This is a genomic window from Candidatus Pelagibacter sp. Uisw_127 (assembly GCF_047722515.1).
GTDB lineage: Bacteria > Pseudomonadota > Alphaproteobacteria > Pelagibacterales > Pelagibacteraceae > Pelagibacter.
In genome coordinates this window covers 619,429-639,267 of the sequence record NZ_CP159815.1, presented here as the reverse complement: position 1 = coordinate 639,267, position 19,839 = coordinate 619,429, and the positions used below count along the sequence as shown (strand labels likewise).

The following is a 19,839-nucleotide window of genomic DNA, read 5'->3' as shown; positions in this document are numbered from 1 at the left end:
TAACCTATTTATCTCATAATGATCGATTTTATCAAAAAAAATACTTTTATTGGATTGATATTTTTAATTACACTGACCTTGGGTTTTATAACTTTTTTAACGTTTATAGACAAAAGCTTTCTTAAATTAACAGATCAAAACTTACAGCTTCTTTTAACAGGAAATATAGCCTTATTAATCTTGCTTTTTTATACGATATTTAAGGAAGTAAGTGCCTCATTAAGAGTTGATGTCGATGTTGGTGGAGCCAAAGCTAATAGAAAATATATAACCTTTTTTGCATTATTTACATTAATACCATCAATATTAATTTCTTTATTTTCATTATTTTTATTGTCATTTGCACTTGACAAATATTTAGACAAGAAAATTACAACAGCAGTTAACAACTCTTATGAAATAGCAAAAAGTTATACGGAAGAAGCAAGAACCAAGACACAGTCTGAAATTATATTAATCGCATACGATTTAAATAAAAGTATTAATTTTTTGAAATCAAATATTAATCAATTTAAAAGTTTTCTTAATACTCAAAAACTAATAAGAGATATGGATGAAGTTCACATCATTGAAGCAGATGGAGCTCTTTATTTAACAACCTTAAAAGATATATCTTTATATAGACCACCACTACAGGAGGCTCTTGAAATGGTTTTAAATGATAAAAGACCACTTAAAATAATTAATGCTTATAAAAATCAAACTGCATCAATTATAAAGTTGGAAAATTTTGAGGGTAAGTACTTATATATAGCAAAATATCTAGATGAGAAGATTTCTCAATATTTATTAGAGTCTCAGGAAGCTCTAAATTTTTACTATACAGTGCTTAATAAACAGACAGGAATAAAAATCTCTTTTGTATTTATTTATCTCGTTATAGTTTCTCTGTTATTATTTTTATCCATATCAATAGCCATAAGATTTTCATCAAGGTTTTTTAGATCAATTAATAACCTCATCATTGCATCATCAAACATCGGTAGAGGAAATTTGAATACAAAAGTCCCTGAAATAAAAGCTGACAAGGATATTGAGATTTTGAACAAAAACTTTAATTTAATGACTGATAAACTAAGAATACAACAAGAAAAATTAATTATCAATGAAAGACATGAAGCTTGGGAGAGTCTAGCTAGAAAATTAGCCCATGAAATTAAAAACCCTCTTACACCTATTCAATTAACTATAGACAGATTAAAAAGTAAATATTCGGATAAAATTGAAATCGAACAAAAAGAAGATTTTATTAAAAGCTTAAAAATTATTGGAAAACAAATAAAACAAATTGAAAATCTAGTAAATGAATTTTCTGATTTTGCAAGAATGCCAAAGCCAATACTTAAAGATAATAATTTAGTAACTTTGATAAAAGATAATATTAATTTGATCCAAGAATTAGATAAGAGTATTTCAATTAATTACTATTCTAATATTGATAATATAATTCTTAATTCAGATAATGAGCAATTAAGCAGAGTATTCTTTAATCTTATAAAAAACTCCATAGAAAGTATTCAAGAAAAAAAATTAATTAATCTAGATTTGAAAGGTAATATTGACCTGACTTTAACTGACAATCTAGATAATATAGATTTCACAATTATTGATAATGGTTTAGGTTTTTCGATTTTTAAGAACAATATAAAAGATGTTTTGAACCCTTATTTCACTACAAAAAAAAGTGGTACTGGCTTAGGTTTAGCTATTGTAAATAAAACAATAAATGACCACAATGGATCAATTGAATTTATAACAATTCAAAATGGAGCAAAAATAAAAGTTAAGTTTACAAAATGAGTACAGAAATACTAATTATTGATGATAATGCAGATATTAGGAATATTATTAATGATTTAATTAGCGAGGCTGGTTATAAAACTAGGCTTGCTGCTAACTATAATCAAGCATTAAATGAAATAGATAAAAAACTTCCTGATGTTGCAATCATTGATGTTAAATTAGATAAGGGAGATAATGATGGTTTAGAATTATTATCTCACATCAAAACTAAAGATAAAAATATACCGGTAATTATAATCACAGGCCACGCAAATGTTGAAATGGCGATAAAAGCACTTAAGGCAGGAGCTTTTGAATTTATTGAGAAACCATTTAATCAAGAAAGATTATTAAATTTTGTTAATCGTGCTGTGGAAAATATTAATTTAAAAAATAAAAATAAGGAATTCGAAAGTAAACTTTTTTATTCTTATGAACTAATAGGTGATAGTGAGAACATAAAGAATATTAAAGAACAAATTAAAAAAATTTCAATTTCTGAAAGTAGAATTTTTATCAATGGTCCAACCGGCTCTGGCAAAGAATTAATTGCAAGAAAAATACACAAAGAATCTAAACGACAAAATGGACCTTTTATAACTTTAAATGGAGCCTTATTAGATATCAAAAAATATGAATTGGAACTATTTGGAGAAGAAAAAAATAATGGTTCAATTTCCTATGGTGCTTTAGAAAAATCTACTGGAGGAATTCTTTTAATAGATGAAATTTCAGAAATACCACTAGAGACTCAATCTAAAATTTTGCGTGTATTAATAGATCAAAAATTTAAAAGGATTAATGGTAATCATGATATCAATGTTAATGTTAGAATTATATGCTCATCAAGTAAAAATATTAAAAAAGAAATAGAAAATGGACATTTTAGAGAAGATCTTTATCATAGATTAAATGTCTTTGAGATTAATATAGAACCACTCAAAAACAGAGTTTCGGATATCCCTTTATTGGTTGAATATTTTTCAGAGAAGGTCTCAAAAAATTATAACTTGAAAAAAATGAATATAGATACAAACAATAATTATTTACTTAATTATAATTGGCCTGGCAATATTAGAGAATTAAGAAATTTAATTGAAAGAATTGCTATACTTTGCCCTGATACCTCAGATAAAGTTTCAAATATTATAAAGGAATCACTAAAATCCCCAGAAATTAATAATGACAACTCAGAAAACTCTTTATCTATACCATTAAAAGAGGCTAGAGAAATTTTTGAAAAGGAGTATTTAACTACACAATTGAAAAAATTTAATGGCAATATATCAAAAACTGCCGATTTTATTGGAATGGAAAGATCTGCCTTACATAGAAAATTAAAAGGTTTAGGGATCAGGGAATTGAATTAAATGAATATAATTATTTGTGGAGCTGGTAGAGTTGGTTTTACCATAGCTAAAATTTTAAGTGAACAGGGTCATTCAATAACTGTAATTGATCAATCAAGTGAAGACATTCAAAAAATTGATGAAACACTGGATGTAAAATCCATTGTTGGTAAAGCTACATATCCATCAATTTTAGAAAAAGCAAATGCGTCAGATGCAGATATGATAATTGCTGTAACACGCAATGATGAAATTAATATGCTTATATGCCAAATTGCATTTTCAATTTTTAATGTCCAAAAAAAGATTGCAAGAATAAGATCTCAAGATTATCTAAATCCTAAATTTACAAAAGTTTATAACAAAGAAAACTTACCAATTGATGTAATTATTTCACCTGAAATTGAAATTGCTAAGTCTTTGCAAAGAAAACTAGAAGCTCCCGGCGCTCTAGACAACGTTCCATTTGCTGACAATAGAATTAGATTGCTTGAAATTTTGATTAATGAAAAATGTTCTCTAAAAGATATTAAACTAAATGAACTTACAAAAAAATTTCCTTTATTAGATGCTAATATTATGGGCGTTATTAGAGATGATAAATTTGTTGTACTCAGAAAAACTGACATCATGCTTAAAGATGATAGAGCTTATGTTATAATTAATGCCTCTCAAATGAAAGATACATTGAATGCTTTTGGCCATAATGAAAAAATCTCAAATAAAATTTTGATAATTGGTGGTGGAAACATTGGTTTTAATTTAGCTAAAAATTTAGAAGAAAGTTTTGACTCAGCTAGAGTAAAAATTATTGAAAAAAATAAAGAAAGAGCAGAACTTATTGCAAGTGAACTTAATAATACAATTGTAATTAACGGTGATGCTCTAGATGAAGAGGTTTTGTTGGAAGCAAATATCGATGAAGTTCAAACAGTACTAGCACTTACAAATGATGATGAAGATAATTTAATGGTAAGTGTATTGGTTGAAAAATTTGCCAAAGATAATAGTGAATTAAGTGACAAAAGAACAATGGCATTAATAAATAAACCTAATTACTCTTTACTACAGTCCTCCCTAAAAATAGATGATTTCATCGATCCTAGAATGAATACTGTATCCAGTATATTGAAGCATATTCACAAAGGCTCAATAGCAAATGCATACAGTATACTAAATGGTGAATACGAAATTATTGAAGCAGAAATAATTGAGACCTCAGAGTTAATTAATAAAGAATTAAAAAATTCAAACTTACCAGATGAGATACGCGTTGGTGCAATTTTAAGAGGGGAAGACGTAATTATTCCTAGGTCTAATTTTGTGTTTAAAAAAGAAGATATTGTTGTTTTATTAGCAAAAAAAGATTTTTTACATGTTGTTGAAAACATGTTTCGTATAAGTTCAATCTAATTAAATGAATTATATTAAACTCATTTATTTGAGTGTTTTTTGTGGAATAATTTCAATTCTCTCATTTTTTAATATTGTTTATTCGTATTATTTAAATTTATACCTTAATTTAAATACTTATGTTTATACTTTTTTATTATCGATCGTTTTAACCATAATATTTTATATATCTAAAAATAAGAAAGAAAAAAAAATAACAATTTATGAAAAAATTATTACCATATTACTTGGTTATTTTTTATTACCATTAATAATTGCAATCCCTTTTTACTTTAGCATTTACAATTTAACTTTTGTTAATTCTTACTTCGAGGCAATTTCTGGCTTTACATCAACTGGCTTTACTATTTTTAATAATATTAATCATATAGATCAAAGTCTTATTTTATGGAGATCGGCATCACAGTGGGTTGGAGGCCTTTACTTTTTATTTTCTATTATACTTTTAATAGATATTTTTGATTATAGTTTTAAAAAATCTTTAACAAATTTTATATCGTTTAATAAGGCAGAAACTTTAAAACAATCGTTGAAAATTTTTCTTTTATATTCTTTAATAACATTGGGAATTTTTGTTATTTTAAATATTTTTGAGATTAGAATGTTTTATTCTTTAAATTTAGCCATGACTGTTATTTCATCAGGTGGTTTTTTACCATCAAACAATTTATCTAATATATTAATTAATAATTCACAGATTATAATTACATCCCTGTTAATGCTAACATCTTTTTTCAGTATTTTTTTGTCATACAATTTAATTTTTACAAAAAATCATAATTTAAACTTTTTTAATGAAGATATTCATTTATTATTTTATCTTCTAACTTTATTAATTATTTTTTTTATATTTCTTAATTTTGATAATAATTTTATTGAAATATTTTTATCTTTAACAAGTAGTGTTTCTAACATAGGCTTTTCTCTTGATAACACCTCACAAAATATATCATTCATTTTTTTAATATTAGTCATGATTGGAGGATCTTTTTTTTCTACGAGTTCAGGTATAAGGTTTTTAAAGATTTATTCTTTATTCAAATACTCGATTAATGAAATATTATCATATAGTAGACCAAAAAATATCTTTGTTAATAAACATTTGTTTTCTAAAGAATTTTTTCAACTAAATGAGATTTATAAATATTTTTTAACAGTAATAATTTTTATTATAACCTTATTATTCTTAACTTTTTTATTAACTTTAAGTGGCATTGAATTTGAAAATTCCTTTAAATTATCAATCTTAACGTTGATGAATACAGTCAACTCATCTATGTATGGTCTTTCTGACTTTAGTTTCTACGATTTACATTTTTTTACTAAATACTATCTAATTTTCTTCATGGTTCTTGGTCGACTAGAGCTTTTAACTTTATTAATAATTTGTAAAAAATTTCTTTTTAAAAATTAAATTCGTACTATAAATATATTTAATATTATTATATGCACTCTTAGCTCAGCTGGATAGAGCATCTGTTTTCTAAACCGAGGGTCGGTGGTTCGAGTCCACCAGAGTGCACCACCATCAAAATGTAGGAATATATTTTTTATCTCTACCACATCTAGTTAGAACAATTCTAATATGCAGGATTTTTCTTTGATCAATTTTTTGTTACTGATAGTTAATTAAAGTAATTCAAATTTATTTGAATTATTTGTTAACAAATAAATAAATAAAACAGAGGAATAAAATATGTTCAAATACGTAAAACAATTAACTTCTCTAGTTGCTATGGTTGCAATTCTGTTCGCTTTTACAACAGAAACAATGGCTGCTAAGAAGTCTAAAACTCTTAAAAACACTATGAAAAAAGGTTTTGTAAGATGCGGTGTATCTCAAGGTTTACCAGGATTTTCAAATGCTGACGCTGCTGGAAATTGGACTGGTGTTGACGTTGATGTATGTAGAGCGGTTGCTGCTGCAGTATTAGGTGACGCGAACAAAGTTAAGTTCACTCCACTAAGTGCTAAAGAAAGATTTACAGCTCTAACTTCTGGTGAGATTGATATCTTATCTAGAAATACAACTTGGACACTTTCAAGAGACGCGGATCTTGGTGTAACATTTGTTGGTGTAAACTTTTATGACGGTCAAGGTTTCATGGTTAGAAAAGACTCAGGAATTACTTCTACGAGTCAATTCAAAAATGGAATTTCAGCTTGTACTAACATCGGAACTACTACCGAACTTAACATGAGAGACTTCTTTAATTCAAAAGGAATTTCTTATGAGCCAGTTGCTTTTGAAAAAGCTGATGAAGTTGTTGCAGCTTACGACTCAGGTAGATGTGATACTTACACAACTGATAAATCTGGTCTAGCAGCACAAAGAACAAAAATGTCTAACCCTGATGATCACTTAGTGTTACCAGAGACTATCTCTAAAGAGCCTCTAGGACCTGTTGTACGTCAAGGTGATGCAGTTTGGGAAGACATCGTGAGATGGTCTCTAAACGTAATGATCGAAGCTGAAGAATACGGTATTTCTTCTTCAAATGCTGATGCTATGAAGACTTCAGAAAACCCAGCAATTAAAAGATTAGTTGGTACTGAAGGTGAATTAGGATCGTATTTAGGTCTAGATCAAGACTGGAGCTTAAGAATTATTAAGCAAGTTGGAAACTACGGTGAAAGTTATAAGAGAAATATAGCTGACACTGGTATTTTACCTGACAGAGGTCCAAACAATATTTGGACTAAAGGCGGACTATTATACACTCCACCAGCTAGATAATTATTATCTAAAATAATTTAAAAAGGGCTAGATTTATCTGGCCCTTTTTTTATAATACTTCACAAATGAAATTAAAAAAAATCCTACCTCAACTATTAACTTTACTATTTATAGTAATAGTATTTGGTTTCTTTACCATGAACGCCCAAGAGAACATGGGTGCAAGAGGTTTAGAATTTGGTTTTGGGTTTTTAAAAACTCAAGCTTCTTTTGATATACAATTTTCTTTAATAGATTATGATGGTTCTCATACATACGCCAGAGCCTATTTAGTTGGGCTGCTAAACACACTTCTTGTTGCTTTTATAGGAATTATTTTAGCCACTCTACTAGGTGCTATCGTTGGTGTTGCGCGCTTATCACCAAATTATTTAATCAGAAAAACAGCTTCTTTTTACATAGAATTTTTTAGAAATATTCCTTTATTATTACAGATTTTCTTTTGGTACTTTGCTGCGTTAAGAGCCTTACCAATGCTTGAAGACGCTCCTATGTTATTAAACTCATCTTTTATGACAATCAAAGGACTTTACACACCAGCTCCAATTTGGACAAATTTTGATGTTTTCTTTACAACAATAATTATTGCAATGATCATAATTTTTTTCTTTGCAAGGTATGCAAAAAAGAAACAAGAACAAGAAGGTAAAAGATTACCAGTGTTAATAATCTCATTAGCAATTTTTATAGGATTACCATTATTAACTTTTTTAATTGGTGGTGTGGATTTATCTTGGAGTTTTCCTGTGATCAGGCAAATGTCTCAATCGTCATATACTTTTGACGGTGGTTTAAAGATTCCTCCTGAATTAATTGCTCTTACTCTGGCACTTACACTTTATACAGCAACATTTATTGCCGAAAATGTTAGGGCAGGAATTCAAGGTATTGGTAAGGGTCAAAAAGAGGCGGCAGCCTCAATAGGTCTTACCCCAGGTCAGGTTTTAAAATTAGTAGTTATGCCTCAAGCATTAAGAATTATTATACCGCCTACTACGAACCAATATTTAAATTTAACTAAAAACTCATCTCTAGCGGCAGCCATTGCATACCCTGATTTAGTTTTAGTTTTTGCTGGAACAGCGATGATGCAAACGGGTAGAGCTATAGAAATTGTAGGTATTACAATGGCAACTTATTTGACTATTAGTTTGAGTATTTCGTTATTAATGAACTGGTACAATAAAAGAATAGCAATACAAGAGAAGTAAAATTATGAAAAAAATTAATTTATTAAAACCAGATAATAATAGTTTACCTTTATTTCTTACGCTGGGTACGGTGTTTTTTACATTTGGAATTCTTGATTTTTATTTAAATAACTTTTTAAATACAAACATTACTTCTTTTTTACCTAGGATTATTAATTTTTTTATTCCATTAATTTTTGCAGTTATTGGTCTTCATTTTATTAGAATTGAATTCTCAGGTATAAAAATTTTAGATAATATAAATAAAAATATTAATACTAGTAATTTTAATGCTGTTTTAAGTGTATCTATAATTTTGCTTATAATTTTTGGATTACCCCCTTTATTAAATTGGTTTATTTTTGATGCTACTATTGTTGGAAATACCAAAGAAGCGTGTACAGGTGGTGGTGCATGTTGGGTTTATATCAAAGTTTGGTTTAATAGGTTTATGTATGGGATGTACCCTAACGCAGAACAATGGAGAGTTAACGTTACATTTATTGCTGTTCTTGTATTTATGGCAGCTGGTTTTTTTGTTCCAACTAGGCTTAAAAATTATCTTTCACTTTATTACACTCTTTTATTACCTATTATTTCTTTTGCCCTGATCTATTATATAATTTCTGGAGGTTCTTTTGGGTTAGAGTGGGTAGAGACAGGTGCTTGGGGAGGTTTATCTCTAACCTTCATGGTATCCTTCTTCTCTCTAATTTTTTGTTTCCCTTTGGGCATGATGTTGGCATTGGGTAGAAGATCTAATTTACCTATTATTAAATATTCATCACTTTCTTTTATTGAATTCTGGAGAGGTGTTCCTTTAATTACTGTACTTTTTATGTCAGCAGTAATGTTCCCTATGTTTTTGCCTGAAGGCACCTATATAGATAAACTAATTAGAGTTGTTGTAGCGATCACATTATTTGAAGCCGCTTATACAGCTGAAGTAATAAGAGGTGGACTGCAAGCTCTACCCAGAGGTCAGTATGATGCTGCAAAATCCCTTGGTATGGGTTATTGGAGAATGCATGTGTTTGTTATTCTTCCTCAGGCTCTAAAATTAGTAATTCCAGGTATAGCCAATACATTCTTAGCTCTTATAAAAGATACACCATTAATATTTGTTGTTGGTCTTTTAGAATTAGTTGGAATGTTAAATTTAGCTAAAACAAATCCAAAATGGTTAGGCTTTTCAATGGAAGGATATGTGTTTGCTGGAATAATATTCTGGATTATTTGTTACAGTATGAGTAAATATAGTCAAAAATTAGAATTAAAATATAAAACAGATAGATAAATTATGTCAGATTCAATCATTAAAATTCAAAATGTAAATAAATGGTTCGGTGATTTTCAAGTTTTAAAAGAAATAAACCTTGAGGTTAAACCAAAAGAAAAAATTGTAGTTTGTGGACCTTCAGGATCGGGAAAATCAACTTTAATTAGATGCATTAATAGACTTGAAGAACATCAAAAGGGATCAATCATCGTAGATGGCACTGAAATCTCTGAAGACACGAAAAATATAGAACAAGTTAGAGCTGAAGTTGGAATGGTATTTCAACAGTTTAATTTATTTCCACATTTATCAATTCTTGACAACTGTACACTAGCTCCAATATGGGTTAAAAAAATGTCTAAAAAAGAAGCAGAAAAATTAGCATTAGAACACCTTGAAAGAGTGCAAATTTTAGATCAAGCTCAAAAATTCCCAGGACAACTCTCTGGTGGACAGCAACAAAGAGTTGCTATCGCTAGGGCTCTTTGTATGGAACCTAAGATAATGTTATTTGATGAGCCTACCTCTGCTTTGGATCCTGAGATGATCAAAGAAGTACTTGATGTTATGGTAAATTTAGCAAAACAAGGGATGACTATGATTGTTGTAACGCACGAAATGGGATTTGCAAAAGAAGTAGCTGATCAAATGATTTTTATGGATGAAGGTATGATTGTAGAAAAAGCAACAACCAGTGATTTTTTTGCTAATCCAAAGAATGAACGTACAAAGCTTTTTCTAAGCCAAATTTTATAGCTTCGTTTTTTAATTTGGTTTAACCAAACTACTCGTTAAAATTATTATATAATATCTTGACACACTTTCAGTTTTTACAGCAAATACTACAAAATAAAAAAACTTTTCTATTGCCATAACTTCTAAAAATTAGTTCAATAGATTTTTTAAATTTAATTTAAGAGGGGTCTTAATGGAAGATAATTTTAACAAACATCTAGGTAATAAATTAAAGCTAAGAAGATTAGCTTTAGGTCTCACACAAACAAAAGTTGCAAAAGCAATCCACGTTACATTTCAACAAATTCAAAAATATGAAAAAGGAACTAATGGAGTTAGCTCAATAAGACTACTTCAATTAGCAAATTATTTAAAAGTACCAGTTAATTATTTTTTTGAAGATTTTTCAGAATATTTAATAAATACTGAAAGAACTCAAGATGGTCACACGCATATTAACTATAATTTTTTAGTTAAGCTTTATTCAGAACTAAATAATGATCAAAAATTGAAGTTTAGTAAATCTTTACAAAGTTCAGCTATTGGATTTTCAAAAGCAGTATAAATAAGTATTAACTTTAAGACCCTTTAAAAATTTTATTATTAAAATCTTTATTTAAAATCATCTAAGAATTAAAAATCACTACCAAAATTCATATTTATAATTCTAAAAATTTTCAGTTAAATATATTAAAAAATTTGAAGGTAATATTTATGGCTCCTCGGGTAGGACTCGAACCTACGACCAATTGATTAACAGTCAACTGCTCTACCAACTGAGCTACCGAGGAATATTAAAAACACAACTTACTTTTTTTTAAGACTAAAACAAGATTTTTTTTTGGAGGCAACGCCCAGAATCGAACTGGGATACAAGGATTTGCAATCCTCTGCGTAACCATTCCGCCACGTTGCCATCACATCTCATTTTAAAACAAATAGAGACCCTTTTATATATTAAATATATAAAATTAGTCTACCAAATAAGCTTTCAAAATGATTATTGTTAATTCATATTATTAAATTATAAAGTTATGAGCATTATGAGTAACGATAAATATATACATACAGACGTTGAAGATAAGATTTATTCTTATTGGGAAAAAAATGATTTATTTAAACCCACTAAAAATAAGAAACAATTTTCTGTAGTAATACCGCCACCAAATGTAACTGGAAGTCTTCATATGGGGCATGCCCTAAATAATTCAATTCAAGATCTTCTTGTTAGGTATCATCGTATGAATAATTATGAAACATTATGGCAACCTGGAACAGATCACGCCGGTATTGCTACACAAGCTTTAGTTGAGAAAAAATTAACTGCAGAAGGCATTGATAAAAATGAAATTGGAAGAGAAAAGTTTATAGAAAAAGTTTGGGAATGGAAACAAGAACATGGTGATATAATTTTAAATCAACTCAAAAAATTAGGGTGTTCATGTGATTGGTCTAGAAATGCTTTTACGATGGATGAAAACCTTTCTAAGTCAGTATTAAAAGTTTTTGTCGAACTTCACAAAAAAGGTTTAATTTATAAGGCAGAAAAATTAGTTAATTGGGACACCGTATTAAAAACTGCAATTTCAGATTTAGAAGTTGACCAAAGAGAGGTGAATTCTAAAATTTATTATATTCAGTACCCAATAGATGGCACTAGTGATTTTATTACTATAGCCACAACAAGACCTGAAACTATGCTGGGTGATACTGCTATTGCTGTTAACCCAAAAGATGATCGCTTTAAAAAATTTGTTGGTAGAACTGCTACTATTCCAATCGTGGGTAGAAAAATTAAAATTATTGAAGATGATTATGCCGATCCAGAGCAAGGTACAGGTGCTTTAAAAATTACACCAGCTCATGATTTTAATGACTATGAAGTGGGACAAAGAAATAATTTAGAAATTATAAATATTTTTACGGAAGCTGGTAAAATTAACCATAATGCTCCAAAAGATTATATTGGGCTTGATAGATTTGAAGCTAGAAAGAGAATTTTAAAAGAACTTAAAAAAAAAGAATTTTTTGTTAAAGAAGAAAATATTAAAAACAATGTTCCTTATGGAGACAGATCTAATTCAATTATTGAACCATTTTTAACTGAGCAATGGTTTGTTGATGCAAAAAAATTATCTGTTAAAGCAAAGGAAATTGTTAATTCTAAAAAAACTAATTTTTTCCCAGCTAATTGGTCAAAAACTTATTTTCAATGGATGAACAATATTGAGCCATGGTGTATTTCAAGACAACTATGGTGGGGTCATCAAATACCTGCTTGGTATGGTCCTGATAAAAAAATCTTTGTTGCAATAAATGAGGATGAAGCAAAAGTAGATGCTAAAAAATATTATAAAAAAGATGTAGATTTAATTCGTGATCCAGATGTTTTAGATACTTGGTTTTCATCTGGTCTATGGCCTTTTGCAACACTTGGTTGGCCAGATAATAAAGAATATGTTGATAAGTTTTATCCAACATCAGTTCTAGTTACAGGTTTTGATATTATATTTTTTTGGGTTGCTAGAATGATTATGTTTGGAATGGAATTTTTAGATAAAGAACCATTTAAAGATGTTTATGTTCATGCCCTTGTTAAAGATGAGAAAGGTCAGAAGATGTCTAAGTCAAAAGGAAATGTAATTAACCCTTTAGATTTAATTGAAAAATATAGTGCTGATGCATTAAGATTTACTTTACTTTCAATGGCTTCTCCAGGAACGGATGTAAAGCTTTCTGAAGATAGAGTTAAAGGTTACAGAAACTTTTTAAATAAATTATGGAATGCTAATAATTTTTTAATTACTAATAATTGTGATTTTGCAAAAATTGATAAAATACCAAATTTAACAATTAATATTAATAAATGGGTTTATTCAGAGTTAATTGAAACTAAAGACAAAATTGAAAAAAACTTAAAAGATTATAGGTTTGATGAAGCTGCAAAAAATGCATATCAATTTGCTTGGCACTCTTATTGTGATTGGTATCTGGAACTATCTAAAACAATACTATTTTCTGAAAATGAAAAAGCAAAAGATGAAGTTAGAGAGGTTTCAGCTTATATATTTAAACAAATACTTATATTGCTTCATCCCTTTATACCATTTGTTACAGAGGAAATTTGGCTTAAAAATAAGTTTGATAATTCTGGTAAAGATTTTTTAATGTTAGCTAATTGGCCAATTGGTAAATCAGAGAGGGATTCAAGCACAAATCAAGTTGAAAAGATTATTAGTATTATCTCTGAATTAAGATCATTTAAAAATGAATTAAGTGTAAGTCCGGGATCATTTATTGATATTTCCATAGAAGGCATTAGTAAAAATGAACAATCATTCTTTGTTGAAAATGAAATCATTCTAAAAAAATTAGGTCGAATTAACAATCTATTTGATAAAGATTTAAAAAAACCTGCTGCTACATTGATGGTTTCTGGTGATTTATTTAAAGTGTATTTTGCAGAGGATGTTAATTTAGAGTTAATTAAAGAAAGTTTAACAACTAGACAAAATAAATACCAAGAAGAAATGAATAAAATATCACAAAGATTGGATAATAAAGGATTTGTTGATAGAGCACCAAAAGAGATTGTTGAACAAGAAAAAACTAATTATAATAATTTAGAAAATGATATTAAAAGAATATCAGTAACAATAGAAAGTTTATAATGATAAAATTTAATAAAAAAAAATTACCAAGCAGACATACTTCATTGGGCCCTGATAGAGCCCCACATAGATCTTTTTACTACGCGATGGGTGAAACTGAAAAAGATGTAGCAAAACCTTTTGTTGGCGTTGTATCAACTTGGAATGAAGCCGCTCCTTGTAATATTGCTTTAATGAGACAAGCTCAATCGGTTAAAAAAGGTGTGAGAGCTTCTGGTGGAACGCCTAGAGAATTTTGCACAATTACTGTAACTGATGGTATTGCAATGGGACACGAAGGAATGAAATCTTCTTTAGTATCTCGTGAAATTATAGCTGACTCAACAGAACTTACTGTTCGTGGTCATTGTTATGATGCATTAGTAGGTATTGCTGGTTGTGATAAATCCTTACCAGCTTTGATGATGGCAATGGTTAGATTAAATGTTCCAAGTGTATTTATTTATGGCGGTTCAATCCTACCTGGTCAATATAAAGGTAAAGATGTAACAGTTGTTGATGTTTTCGAAGCAGTTGGAAAACACTCTGCAGGTAAAATGTCCGCAAAAGAATTAAGAAAATTAGAACTTGTTGCTTGTCCAAGTGCAGGTGCTTGTGGAGGACAATTTACTGCAAATACTATGGCCTGCGTTTCTGAAGCTATAGGTTTAGCCTTACCTTATTCGGCTGGAACACCCGCTCCATACGAAGAACGTGATAAGTATGCATTATTAAGTGGAAAGACTGTAATGAACTTATTACAGAAAAATATTCGTCCAAGAGATATTGTTACAAAAAAATCTTTAGAGAATGCTGCAACAATTGTAGCGGCTACGGGTGGATCAACTAATGCTGCTTTACATTTACCAGCACTTGCAAATGAAATTGGAATTAAATTTGATCTAATGGATGTTGCTAAAATATTTAAAAAAACTCCTTACCTTGCTGATTTAAAACCAGGTGGAAAATATGTTGCAAAAGATATGTGGTTAGCTGGTGGGGTTCCGATGTTATTAAAAACACTTTATGATGGTGGATTTGTTCATGGTGATTGTATGACCGTTACAGGAAAGACTATGAAACAAAACTTAAAGAATATTAAATTTAACCCTAAACAAAAAGTTTTAAGAGCTTATGATAATCCTCTTTCTCCAGATGGTGGTGTTGTTGGTCTTAAGGGTAACTTAGCACCAGACGGTGGTATTGTTAAAATTGCTGGATTAAAGAAATTACAATTCACTGGCAAAGCAAGATGTTTTGATAATGAGGAAGCTGCAATGGCTGCAGTTCAAAATAAAAAATATAAAGAAGGTGATGTAATTATAATTCGTTATGAAGGTCCAGTAGGGGGCCCTGGTATGAGAGAAATGCTTTCAACAACGGGTGCCATTTATGGACAAGGCATGGGTGAGAAAGTTGCTCTAATTACTGACGGCAGGTTCTCTGGTGCTACAAGAGGCTTTTGTGTAGGTCATGTTGGTCCTGAGGCAGCTTTAGGAGGCCCTTTAGCTTTATTACGTAATGGAGACATTATTGATATCGATGCTAAAAAGGGAACGATTAATGTTAGATTAACTAAGTCACAATTAGCTGCAAGACGTAAAAAGTGGAAACCAAAAAAATCAAGCTTTGGATCTGGAACTATTTGGAAATATGCTCAAACAGTAGGTCCTGCTTATTTAGGTGCACCAACACATCCTGGTAAAAGAAAAGAAGTAAAAGTTTACGCTGATATTTAATGAAAATTAGACCCGTTATTTTATGTGGCGGAGCAGGGACTAGACTTTGGCCTAATTCTAAAAATCATCAAGCAAAACAATTTATTGATTTTGGTAATTGGACTTTATTAGGAAAAACTCTTGATAGAGTTAAATCTTCAACTTTTGATGCACCAATCATAAGTACAAATCTTAAATATTTAAAAGAGGTAAAAAAACATCTTAAGAAACATAAGATAAGTAAATATAAAATTGTTTTAGAGCCTGCAAAAAGAAATACAGCACCAGCAATTCTTTCATCTGCATTAATTAAAGACATTCCAAATGAGCAACCCTTAATGTTTTTTGCAGCTGACCATTTAATTGAAAAAGCTAGTATTTTTAATAAAGCTATAAATAAAAATAAAGACAATTTAACAGATCAAAATATATTCATCTTTGGGATTAAACCAACATCACCATCAAGTGAATATGGTTATTTTATAACAAAAAAAGTTAAAGGAAATATTAATAAAGTAACAAAATTTATTGAAAAACCAAAAGAAGCTAAAGCCAAACAAGTTATCAAACAAAAGGGTTATTGGAATTCTGGAATGTTTTTTTTGAGAAAAGATTCAATAATCAATAACTTTAAAAAGTACCAACCTACAATATATAAAAATTGTGTTAATGCTGTTTTAAAAGCTAAACTTAAGGATAATATTTATTACTTAAATAAAGCATCATTTGAAAAGACTACAGCAAAGTCTTTTGATTATGCAATTTTAGAAAAAACCAAACAAATTAATGCTATTAAATTAGACATTCTTTGGTCAGATCTTGGCAGCTGGAAAGAGATCTTAAAAATGTATGATAAAAATAAGAATAAATATTACAAGAAAAAAAATGTTTATTACAGACCTTGGGGTAGGTACGTTAATTTGTTTGAAGGTAAAGGTTTTTTAATTAAAGAGTTATTCGTTAAACCAAAAGGTATTTTAAGTTTACAAAAACATCATCATAGATCAGAACATTGGTTGGTAACTCAAGGAACTCCCAAAATTACACTTAATAAAGATAGCTTTTCTAAAAAACAAAACGATCATATATTCATTCCATTAGAAGCAATTCATAGAATTAAAAATCCTGGTAATAAACCTGTTAAGATTATTGAAGCTCAAGTTGGCTCAATTTTAAAAGAGAGTGATATTGTTAGGTATCAAGACGTATATGGCAGAGTAAAATAGATTTTAAGGTTTTTCAGAAATTTTTAATGGCAGATCTAATGTTACGTCAAATCTTTCTTTTTTTGTTATATCCTCAACCTGTTTAGCTTTTTTTTCTAAACACCATTTTTCATAAATTTTACAAAATGTGAATATCCCATTGTATCTATCAATCATTTTTACATTATCCAATTCGTCTTTTATCAAAAATTTAATATCATATAATTCTTTAATATTAATTTCTGTTAGAATTTCTCTTGAGTCAGGGTTATAATATCCAGAACCATCTTCACATGGTGTTTCTAAAACCTCATCTATATATTTTTGAAAAATTTTTCCTCTTACAAAATTTTCTTCAAAGTCTTGAGAGTTAATAGTTTCATAAATTAATCTTCTTAAAGGAGGTTTATTCATCTCAAACCACATTATAAGTAATTCGTAATAAATTAATTCATACAACCTTATATGTATGGGTTTGCCCTTAACTATTCTTGACCAATTAAGATATCTTCTTATATCTATATTTCTTTCAATACTTTTCATGACAAGTATTTTTTATTTACCTCCTTTAATTGTAGTGTAACCACATCTTTTGCACTCAAGTGTTGTAACTCTATCTGTTGGTCCAAAACCAAACTCAATATTTAACGTTTTGTAGTCATGTATGCCTATAAAACAGAGTATTTTTATCATTTTCAAAAACATAATTTTGACACTTTAAATTGTTAAATTTATTTTTTGATGGTCAGCAGATAGCTGAAATGATTGCGGAGATTTGAAAGATAACTATACCGCAGAATTAGATAAAGTTCTACAAGTGTTCAGCTATTTTAAACTTATTTAATTAAGTAGAGATCTTTTTAAACTTTTTTTAAAAACAAATATGGCCGTATTAAATAATATTAATACGACCACATAATTAATATTTAAAACCAATTATTTGGAATAATGATGTAGTGAATTGCAAGTACAATTGCAACTGACACCGTCAATCCTATAGTCATTTTAAGAAAGTCTTTACCAATCAAAGGAAAGACATACTTAAATTTATAGTCTTTATTCATTGTAGATATTGCAAGCTCTCTACCACACAACAAACCAACAAATACCCATGTTGTTGACATTGGTAAATCATTAAGTTCTTTAAAGTAGTAAAGAACAGCAGCATAAATTACATTAATTATTGTTGCTGATCTTGCGTATCTAGTTCCAGTTTTATCTAAAACAACTTTTTGAATTGTTCCTCCGTTTATGTAGAAGATATAAAAAAGAAGAGCTGTAAAGTATGCAAGAACAATTAATAATAAATTTACATCTATTTGTCTTGGTAGATAAACTGCAATGTTTGCTACGTCGTGAGATAACCAAACCCACCATAACCAAGCAGAAGTTACCCATACTGAGTTTCTCCAAAAACCTATCCATTTATCTTCAACTTCATCAAATTTCTCATTGATAAATTTAGATACTACTATCCAACAAATGTATGCTGCAACAGCTGCTAAGCCATATCCTACAACACTCTTCATAAGCATTTTTTCAAGCACTACAGTTGATGCAAATGCTGACAGAACTAAAAAGGTAGTTGAAACAGGTATACCTATTCTTGTTAATACTAAAAGTATTCCAGGAGCCACAGCATGATACCACTGTATTTCTTGGAAAGGAATTCTAGTTAATCTTCCGTAAGATATATCACCAGCATTACTGTACCAGCCCCATGTGATTGCAAGTATCATCACAAATGATGCTGCACTAGCAAGCGTATACCATTTAAACCATTTTTGTTTTGACGCTATAAATGTTCCAAGCGTTTGAATTGAATCATTTGCTATAACGCTATATCCCGCTAAAGCAAAACCGATGATCGTATATATTGTTGTCATTTCCATCTTATTTTTCCTATTTTTTATTTATCTTTATTGTTTTCCATTTCGAATGATTCTTATTCTTGAACTCGATTTAATAGAGAAGAGAAATTTTATCTATAGGTAAATTTATTAATATTTTTTGTGGAGAGTTGATTCATTGACTATTATATTATTCAAAGTTGAAGTCTATACAGAGAATTCAACATAATAGTTTCAATGAGGGATGATTCCTTCTGAATACATTATTGAAAAATTATGTCTACTTTAAAAGTAATTTTTTTATTAATAATACAGCAATCAATGCACCAATTAATTCTGCAATTATATAGGTTGGTGTATTAAGATAATTAATACCAGTAAACGATTCTGTAAAAGTTCTTGCTATTGCTACTGCTGGATTTGCAAAAGATGTTGAAGAAGTAAACCAATAACCAGCTGTAATATATGTTGCAACACAAGCTGCAATTGTTGTTTTACTATCTTTTAAAGTTGCAAAAATAATAAATATCAGACCAAAAGTAGCTACAATTTCTGCTAGAAATATATGAAAGCCACCTCTACTTTTTGTAGATAATTCAATTATATTATGTTCAAAAAATAGATTAGCTAACATTACACCTAATAAGCAGCCCAATATTTGAGCTGGAATGTATGTGATTAAAAGTTTTCCTTTAATTTTTTTGGTTAAATACATTGCTAAACTTACAAAAGGATTAAAGTGAGCGCCTGAAATTTCTGCAAAAGCCGTTATTAAGACAAATAACCCAGCTCCAGTTGCAAGCGTATTTGCAGTAAGTCTTAAAGCATTATCATTTGTTAGATTTTCAGCCATTATTCCAGAGCCAACAATAATCATTACTAAAAAACAACTACCTATAAATTCACCAATGAAAATTCTATTTTTCATAAT

The 19,839-nt window shown here is 29.0% G+C and carries 16 protein-coding genes and 3 tRNA genes; 13 read left to right on the top strand and 6 right to left on the bottom strand.

Annotated elements, in window-relative coordinates; genetic code table 11:
* The first annotated feature begins 18 nt into the window (after window positions 1-18).
* From ABXT65_RS03550 to ABXT65_RS03505, 10 genes are all read left to right on the top strand, one after another.
* Window positions 19-1,800, top strand: coding sequence for an ATP-binding protein (locus ABXT65_RS03550; protein WP_415324164.1), 1,782 nt, complete (start codon window positions 19-21; stop codon window positions 1,798-1,800).
* Window positions 1,797-3,152 carry a sigma-54-dependent transcriptional regulator gene (locus ABXT65_RS03545; RefSeq protein WP_415324163.1) on the top strand — a complete coding sequence of 452 codons (1,356 nt, stop codon included), beginning with the start codon at window positions 1,797-1,799 and terminating at the stop codon, window positions 3,150-3,152. The genes ABXT65_RS03550 and ABXT65_RS03545 overlap by 4 nt, the downstream gene beginning before the upstream one ends.
* Window positions 3,153-4,544: a Trk system potassium transporter TrkA gene (gene trkA / locus ABXT65_RS03540; RefSeq protein ID WP_415324162.1), complete on the top strand. Its 1,392-nt coding sequence runs from the start codon at window positions 3,153-3,155 to the stop codon at window positions 4,542-4,544.
* 4 nt (window positions 4,545-4,548) lie between these two features.
* A complete protein-coding gene (locus ABXT65_RS03535) occupies window positions 4,549-5,958 on the top strand; it encodes a potassium transporter TrkG (protein WP_415324161.1) in 1,410 nt (469 codons plus the stop codon).
* Window positions 5,959-5,992: 34 nt separating this feature from the next.
* A tRNA-Arg gene (locus ABXT65_RS03530) sits at window positions 5,993-6,069 on the top strand.
* Between the two features lie 171 nt (window positions 6,070-6,240).
* Window positions 6,241-7,281: an amino acid ABC transporter substrate-binding protein gene (locus ABXT65_RS03525; RefSeq protein ID WP_415324160.1), complete on the top strand. Its 1,041-nt coding sequence runs from the start codon at window positions 6,241-6,243 to the stop codon at window positions 7,279-7,281.
* Window positions 7,282-7,346: 65 nt separating this feature from the next.
* Window positions 7,347-8,492: an amino acid ABC transporter permease gene (locus ABXT65_RS03520; protein ID WP_415324159.1), complete on the top strand. Its 1,146-nt coding sequence runs from the start codon at window positions 7,347-7,349 to the stop codon at window positions 8,490-8,492.
* 4 nt (window positions 8,493-8,496) lie between these two features.
* A complete protein-coding gene (locus ABXT65_RS03515; RefSeq protein ID WP_415324158.1) occupies window positions 8,497-9,768 on the top strand; it encodes an amino acid ABC transporter permease in 1,272 nt (423 codons plus the stop codon).
* Between the two features lie 3 nt (window positions 9,769-9,771).
* A complete protein-coding gene (locus tag ABXT65_RS03510) occupies window positions 9,772-10,506 on the top strand; it encodes an amino acid ABC transporter ATP-binding protein (protein WP_415324157.1) in 735 nt (244 codons plus the stop codon).
* Between the two features lie 172 nt (window positions 10,507-10,678).
* Window positions 10,679-11,050, top strand: coding sequence for a helix-turn-helix domain-containing protein (locus tag ABXT65_RS03505; RefSeq protein ID WP_415324156.1), 372 nt, complete (start codon window positions 10,679-10,681; stop codon window positions 11,048-11,050).
* 150 nt (window positions 11,051-11,200) lie between these two features.
* Here ABXT65_RS03505 and ABXT65_RS03500 read toward each other — a convergent pair.
* Window positions 11,201-11,276 (bottom strand) — tRNA-Asn (locus ABXT65_RS03500).
* A gap of 51 nt (window positions 11,277-11,327) precedes the next feature.
* Window positions 11,328-11,401: transfer RNA gene (locus ABXT65_RS03495), tRNA-Cys, on the bottom strand.
* Window positions 11,402-11,528: 127 nt separating this feature from the next.
* On the opposite strand from ABXT65_RS03495, the gene ABXT65_RS03490 reads away from it, so the two are divergent.
* Genes ABXT65_RS03490 through ABXT65_RS03480 form a run of 3 tightly spaced genes read left to right on the top strand, consistent with a single transcriptional unit; the run spans window position 11,529 to window position 17,079 of the window.
* Window positions 11,529-14,156 (top strand): valine--tRNA ligase, encoded by a 2,628-nt coding sequence (locus ABXT65_RS03490; RefSeq protein ID WP_415324155.1) that lies wholly within the window; start codon window positions 11,529-11,531, stop codon window positions 14,154-14,156.
* The gene (ilvD, locus tag ABXT65_RS03485; RefSeq protein ID WP_415324154.1) at window positions 14,156-15,874 is read left to right on the top strand and encodes a dihydroxy-acid dehydratase; all 1,719 of its coding nucleotides are present in this window, start codon (window positions 14,156-14,158) and stop codon (window positions 15,872-15,874) included. The genes ABXT65_RS03490 and ilvD overlap by 1 nt, the downstream gene beginning before the upstream one ends.
* Window positions 15,874-17,079: a sugar phosphate nucleotidyltransferase gene (locus ABXT65_RS03480; protein WP_415324153.1), complete on the top strand. Its 1,206-nt coding sequence runs from the start codon at window positions 15,874-15,876 to the stop codon at window positions 17,077-17,079. Before ilvD ends, ABXT65_RS03480 begins: the two co-directional genes overlap by 1 nt.
* A gap of 3 nt (window positions 17,080-17,082) precedes the next feature.
* Here ABXT65_RS03480 and ABXT65_RS03475 read toward each other — a convergent pair whose 3' ends face one another.
* From ABXT65_RS03475 to ABXT65_RS03460, 4 genes are all read right to left on the bottom strand, one after another.
* Entirely contained in the window at window positions 17,083-17,601 is a 519-nt protein-coding gene (locus ABXT65_RS03475; RefSeq protein ID WP_415324152.1) for a hypothetical protein, read from the bottom strand.
* A 12-nt stretch (window positions 17,602-17,613) separates the two neighbouring features.
* Window positions 17,614-17,751 carry a hypothetical protein gene (locus ABXT65_RS03470; protein ID WP_415324151.1) on the bottom strand — a complete coding sequence of 46 codons (138 nt, stop codon included), beginning with the start codon at window positions 17,749-17,751 and terminating at the stop codon, window positions 17,614-17,616.
* A gap of 233 nt (window positions 17,752-17,984) precedes the next feature.
* Window positions 17,985-18,944, bottom strand: a complete 960-nt coding sequence (locus ABXT65_RS03465) for a hypothetical protein (RefSeq protein WP_229704546.1) — start codon at window positions 18,942-18,944, stop codon at window positions 17,985-17,987.
* Between the two features lie 244 nt (window positions 18,945-19,188).
* The gene (locus ABXT65_RS03460; protein WP_415324150.1) at window positions 19,189-19,836 is read right to left on the bottom strand and encodes an aquaporin; all 648 of its coding nucleotides are present in this window, start codon (window positions 19,834-19,836) and stop codon (window positions 19,189-19,191) included.
* Window positions 19,837-19,839 lie beyond the last annotated feature (3 nt).

Bases quoted from the DNA above. Each gene is read 5' to 3' on its own strand.
- ABXT65_RS03550 (WP_415324164.1), top strand. From the start codon at position 19: ATGATCGATTTTATCAAAAAAAATACTTTTATTGGATTGATATTTTTA.
- ABXT65_RS03545 (WP_415324163.1), top strand. From the start codon at position 1,797: ATGAGTACAGAAATACTAATTATTGATGATAATGCAGATATTAGGAAT.
- trkA (WP_415324162.1), top strand. From the start codon at position 3,153: ATGAATATAATTATTTGTGGAGCTGGTAGAGTTGGTTTTACCATAGCT.
- ABXT65_RS03535 (WP_415324161.1), top strand. From the start codon at position 4,549: ATGAATTATATTAAACTCATTTATTTGAGTGTTTTTTGTGGAATAATT.
- ABXT65_RS03525 (WP_415324160.1), top strand. From the start codon at position 6,241: ATGTTCAAATACGTAAAACAATTAACTTCTCTAGTTGCTATGGTTGCA.
- ABXT65_RS03520 (WP_415324159.1), top strand. From the start codon at position 7,347: ATGAAATTAAAAAAAATCCTACCTCAACTATTAACTTTACTATTTATA.
- ABXT65_RS03515 (WP_415324158.1), top strand. From the start codon at position 8,497: ATGAAAAAAATTAATTTATTAAAACCAGATAATAATAGTTTACCTTTA.
- ABXT65_RS03510 (WP_415324157.1), top strand. From the start codon at position 9,772: ATGTCAGATTCAATCATTAAAATTCAAAATGTAAATAAATGGTTCGGT.
- ABXT65_RS03505 (WP_415324156.1), top strand. From the start codon at position 10,679: ATGGAAGATAATTTTAACAAACATCTAGGTAATAAATTAAAGCTAAGA.
- ABXT65_RS03490 (WP_415324155.1), top strand. From the start codon at position 11,529: ATGAGTAACGATAAATATATACATACAGACGTTGAAGATAAGATTTAT.
- ilvD (WP_415324154.1), top strand. From the start codon at position 14,156: ATGATAAAATTTAATAAAAAAAAATTACCAAGCAGACATACTTCATTG.
- ABXT65_RS03480 (WP_415324153.1), top strand. From the start codon at position 15,874: ATGAAAATTAGACCCGTTATTTTATGTGGCGGAGCAGGGACTAGACTT.
- ABXT65_RS03475 (WP_415324152.1), bottom strand. From the start codon at position 17,601: ATGAAAAGTATTGAAAGAAATATAGATATAAGAAGATATCTTAATTGG.
- ABXT65_RS03470 (WP_415324151.1), bottom strand. From the start codon at position 17,751: ATGATAAAAATACTCTGTTTTATAGGCATACATGACTACAAAACGTTA.
- ABXT65_RS03465 (WP_229704546.1), bottom strand. From the start codon at position 18,944: ATGACAACAATATATACGATCATCGGTTTTGCTTTAGCGGGATATAGC.
- ABXT65_RS03460 (WP_415324150.1), bottom strand. From the start codon at position 19,836: ATGAAAAATAGAATTTTCATTGGTGAATTTATAGGTAGTTGTTTTTTA.